Source organism: Arthrobacter cryoconiti, from assembly GCF_020905375.1.
Taxonomy (GTDB): Bacteria; Actinomycetota; Actinomycetes; order Actinomycetales; family Micrococcaceae; genus Specibacter; species Specibacter cryoconiti.
This window is the reverse complement of sequence record NZ_JAJJBU010000047.1, coordinates 1-4,276: the sequence shown is the minus strand read 5'-3', so window position 1 is coordinate 4,276 and position 4,276 is coordinate 1. Positions and strand designations below refer to the sequence as shown.

The 4,276-nt window shown below is 58.7% G+C and carries 4 protein-coding genes; all 4 read right to left on the bottom strand.

The features are described 5' to 3' along the window. Nucleotides 1–730: 730 nt before the first annotated feature. The 4 genes from LOH53_RS16680 to LOH53_RS16665 all read right to left on the bottom strand — a co-directional run bounded on the left by LOH53_RS16680 (nt 731) and on the right by LOH53_RS16665 (nt 4,066). Nucleotides 731–1,756 (bottom strand): NAD-dependent epimerase/dehydratase family protein, encoded by a 1,026-nt coding sequence (locus LOH53_RS16680; RefSeq protein ID WP_230068887.1) that lies wholly within the window; start codon nt 1,754–1,756, stop codon nt 731–733. A gap of 67 nt (nt 1,757–1,823) precedes the next feature. Further along, nucleotides 1,824–2,393, bottom strand: coding sequence for a TetR/AcrR family transcriptional regulator (locus tag LOH53_RS16675; protein WP_230068886.1), 570 nt, complete (start codon nt 2,391–2,393; stop codon nt 1,824–1,826). Nucleotides 2,394–2,720: 327 nt separating this feature from the next. Beyond that, a complete protein-coding gene (locus LOH53_RS16670) occupies nt 2,721–3,188 on the bottom strand; it encodes a hypothetical protein (RefSeq protein ID WP_230068885.1) in 468 nt (155 codons plus the stop codon). Between the two features lie 5 nt (nt 3,189–3,193). Further along, on the bottom strand, nt 3,194–4,066 hold the full coding sequence (locus LOH53_RS16665) for a nucleotide-binding protein (protein ID WP_326832806.1): 873 nt from the start codon (nt 4,064–4,066) through the stop codon (nt 3,194–3,196). Nucleotides 4,067–4,276: the final 210 nt, after the last annotated feature.

Below are 4,276 nucleotides of genomic sequence, written 5' to 3'. Positions count from 1 at the left end.
GTACCGGATCAAACCCACCAACCATGCCTAATTACGAAGAGCCCGGAATCGTAGGGAAGCGGCTGTGATGGCGGTTGAGAGTCTACATTCCCGTAGGGGTCTTCGTTATGGCGGCTGTCGTTCAAGGCGTCGCCTGGAACTCTACTATTCTTCCCATTCTGAGCGGGTACCCGCTCTTTTCCTTCAGATAGTTAGGAAACCCAGTCTGTGAGCAAAATCTTCCAGCAACAGAATCCATTCTTCAGGTTCCAAGCTGGGCAATATTGTATGTCGTTCTTGGGGGATTTAGTTCCTCAGCGTTAGTACTTCTAACCGGTCCGCAGGCGCACGCAACCAGCCAAGCTGCCGGCATCGTTGTTCCTCCCGGCAAGGAAAATATGTATCTTCCGATGCCTGATGGTGCAGTACGATAAGTTCCTAAACCCGCGAGCTATTCGGCCCTTGACGAATATTGGGACAGTATCCGGCGGTAAGGGCTCACCGATGTGTCCGGGGGGTAAGAATATGGACTACGCCGCTTGTATTGTCTCGCAACCCATGGGTTACGAGACAGAGAGGGTACGAGACGCCGAACCACTCAGGGAGCGCCGCGCAGGTGCCCGTTGGATGCTGGTCTACCTGGGCTTTGCTCCGGCTCACATTTTAATCGTTGCGAGGAATCAGACCGTTGTCCCATTCGTTGATGTTCTGCGTCACGATCGGTCGGGCTGCGCTGGTTTCCGGTCGAGCCCTAGACGAGATCGCCGGCGATCATGCTCTGTCCAGCTGCGCGGATGGCCTCGCGTGCGGGTCGCGGTGTAACACCGAGGATATCCCGAGCCTTCTGAGACGAGACACGCTTGATGTAACCCAAATCAGCGGCGACCGGTTTGAACTCGTCCAGGAAAACGGCCGAGACGCGGACAACGAGATCGGGGATGCCCCGAGTGGGCACCTTTGAGGCCTTGGCCCCAAGGTCGTGCTTGAGGATCGCCCCGATCTCTTTCATCGCGATCGCGGGTTCACCCGTTGCGACGAGAATTCGTTCGCCAGCGGCGCGGTTCGCGGTCATCGCGGCAATGTGGGCGGCGGCGACATCGCGGACGTCCACGATCGGGACGTACATGTTCGGGTAGCCGGGCATCTGCCCATTCAGGGATCGCTGGATGATGTGGTTTGCTCCGGAGATGTCGCGACCCATGACCGGACCCATGACGGCTACGGGGAGAATCGTTGTCAGTTCAATCCCGTTGCCTTCAGAGGCGACGAAGTCCCAGGCTGCGCGTTCGGCCAAGACTTTGCTGCGGCCGTAGGCGTCGACGCCCTTGCCGTGCAACGGCGTCCAGTCGGCCTCGGTGAACTCGTGGTCGATGCGGCCGTGTCCGAAACCGACGGCATGAAACGCGGAGGTGAGGACGACCCGTCGCACGCCTGCGTCGCGTGCAGCGCGGAGAACCCGCAGCGCGCCATCTCGAGCAGGTGCGATGACGTCGTTCTCGTCCTTGATCTTGCCCGTATGGATCGGGGACGCGACGTGGAGAACATAGTCAACTCCCGCCGCAGCCTCCGCCCACCCAGAATCGTCGACGAGGTCCGCTTCGACAAAGGTCAGGGCGTCACCATTGGTCACACCGGCGTCATGAAGCACAGCACGCACGGCGCTCTCCTTCTTCAGGGACCGGACAGTGGCGCGAACGGTGTGCCCTTGCTCGAGAAGCTGTTGGATGATGTGGCCGGCGATGAAGCCGGAGCCGCCCGTGACCAGAACAATGGACATGCGATATCTGCTTTCTAACGAGAGGTGTTGGGTCGGTATTTAGCGCAAGTGCTGTGAATCGGGAGGGTTAGCCGGCGAGTGCTCGCCACAGCGCCTCGAATGCGAGGTCGCGGCGATGTCCGGTCGGATCAGGGGCCCGGATCAGGTCGTCGACGGTCGCGTCAGCGAGTGCGGATGCCAGGGCGACCACGAACGGGAGCGGAGCGCCGTTCATTGGACCGTCCGCGGTGACTGCTTTGACGAGCTGCGCGATGCCGGCGTAAGCCGCACTGACCGCATCCCGGCTGTGGGCGGTGATGTTTTCTGCGACGCTGAGGTGCGCCACGGCACGTTGGCGCTCAGGATCCATCGTCGCCCAGGTGATCCAGTTGTTCCACATGAGCTGCAACCGGTCGCGACGCCCAAGGTCGTCGGTCAGGCCTGCAATCGCCGCCCGCCCCATCTCGGTCTTGAGCGATACGTAAAGCTCGTTGACCAGCACGCTCTTGCTTTCAAAGTGAACGAACAAAGTGCCCGCAGATACCCCGGCCGCCTTGGCGATATTGGCGGTCGACGCTCCTAGCCCCTCGTGCGCAAAGGTCCGAGCGGCGGCGGCGAGGAGTGCGTCGCGGTGAGTTGGGTTTTTCGGCCTAGCCATAGCCCGAGTATATACTTGAGTGACCAGTCAGTCAATATAGAGAGTAGACGCGGATCAGACCGGTTGACTATGACCTATGGAGCTGATCGGTCTGTGATTGCTCAGCGGCGTGACTGATGCGGGGAAACGTCTTGTATCCCATGGGATTCGAGAGACTTAGGTTATGAGACAGTCGAGTGCAGCTTCCCAGGTAGTGAAGGGTCATTGCGCTGAACCTAACGAAAAACATTTAGGTTCACATACGACATATGTCTGCAAATGCGAACCGTGACCGGTAAGAGGTTTTTCACTGGGCGATCCCTTTACCGAATCTGGCGTGTCACCGGACTATGCGGCGAACTGTGAACCGCAGATCAAACAGAAAACGCAATCTGTGGAAGTTTCGGGGACCTTAGTCGGCTCATTGGGATGGCAGGGCGGCTCCACGATGACCATGTCGTTGGGCTCGATAAGTGGATCCGGTGTCTCGATATCTAGGCTAAATGAAGAATTGTGCTCGAATTTCAAGCCCTTGATGCCCTTGAACGCGTCCGTCAAGGCGTCCTTCATTGCTTGGTCGATCGCCCCACCGGCACTGCCGAAGCCGTACTCAAGCTGCGCTGGCGTCCACCATGAATCGAGATCTGCGGGTACACCGCATAGCGGACAGAAGTACTGGGAAGCCGGCTCGGCGTCGGCATCGCCTTCGGCATGGCTGAACCACTTGAACTCTTCTTCACACGCCGAGCACTCGCGGCGCAGGAAGCCGTCATCATCGAGTGGCAGGCTTACGGGGACTTGAATCTCTTCATCCATCGTCATTATCCATTCAAATCGAGGAACACGTCTTGGGTTACCTGCTCGCCACTCTCGGTGCGGGCCGTGATAGAAACGTCAAGTGCTTTATCCAGTCGCGGACCACCCATCATTCGTCCCCTGTTGAACACGTCGACAGTGACAGAGCGACCGCCACCCGGGATTTTCGCAATTGATCCGACATCATTCGAGCTCAGTTCAAGGGCCCCCTGCTCAGGAACCACCACGGCAACATCGTAGGCGGTCTCCGTTCCTCGGTTAACTATCTGAAGCTTGTCGAAACGGGTCCCGCCCTTATTGAAGTACTTGAGATCGAAATCTATCGCTTTCCTTGCTGAAGCGCTGCTTGGCAGGCGGCGGCCGAGCGGAAGTCCGTCGCCCGGCGGAAGGGGCGCGGTGAAATCACCTGTGGTATGCCAGTCTGTACCATTCAGGTCGACGGAACAGCCGGCCGTTCGCAGCCTATTCGCCAGCGCCTGGCGACTCGCTGGAGCATTCGAGAGTCGGATCGCATGGCGCCCAGCAACATCACTGAACGGACGTACTTCGCCTATTTCCACTAGTACCGTTCTTTTGGCGTCCCGCCCTAGCGCCATGCCCGCTTCGAACAGCACGTTGGGGCGGGCTTGCGGCGCGGGCTGTGTTTCCACGTCGTTCTCGCCGTGGCCGTAGCGGGGTTGTAGGTAAGCCACCTCATCAGGTGTCATAAGGACAACGACGGCAGTGGCATGGTCAAAGGCCACATCGAGCACCTGCCCAATGTAGGGCGATCCCTCGCCGGTTAGTTCGACGGCAGTCGTCCACTCCATCGGTGACAAATTGACACTCCGTAGGAAGTCAAACATCGCCTTCCGGAGCGGTTCATTGCGTCCGTGCACGACGAAGACGGAGCGACTTTCACTCGGGCTGTTCAATGAGATTCTCCTCGTGTGTATTCGACTCACCTCATGTGAGACAAGTTTCACATCTCACGATAACGGGTGCCCCCGACAAACGTCCCGACAAGGGAGCTCCAGCGACAGATGAGACATTTCTGTACACCTTGAACCGTCCCGGAAATCATGCCGCCGTTTTGTGGGCGGCAGCGT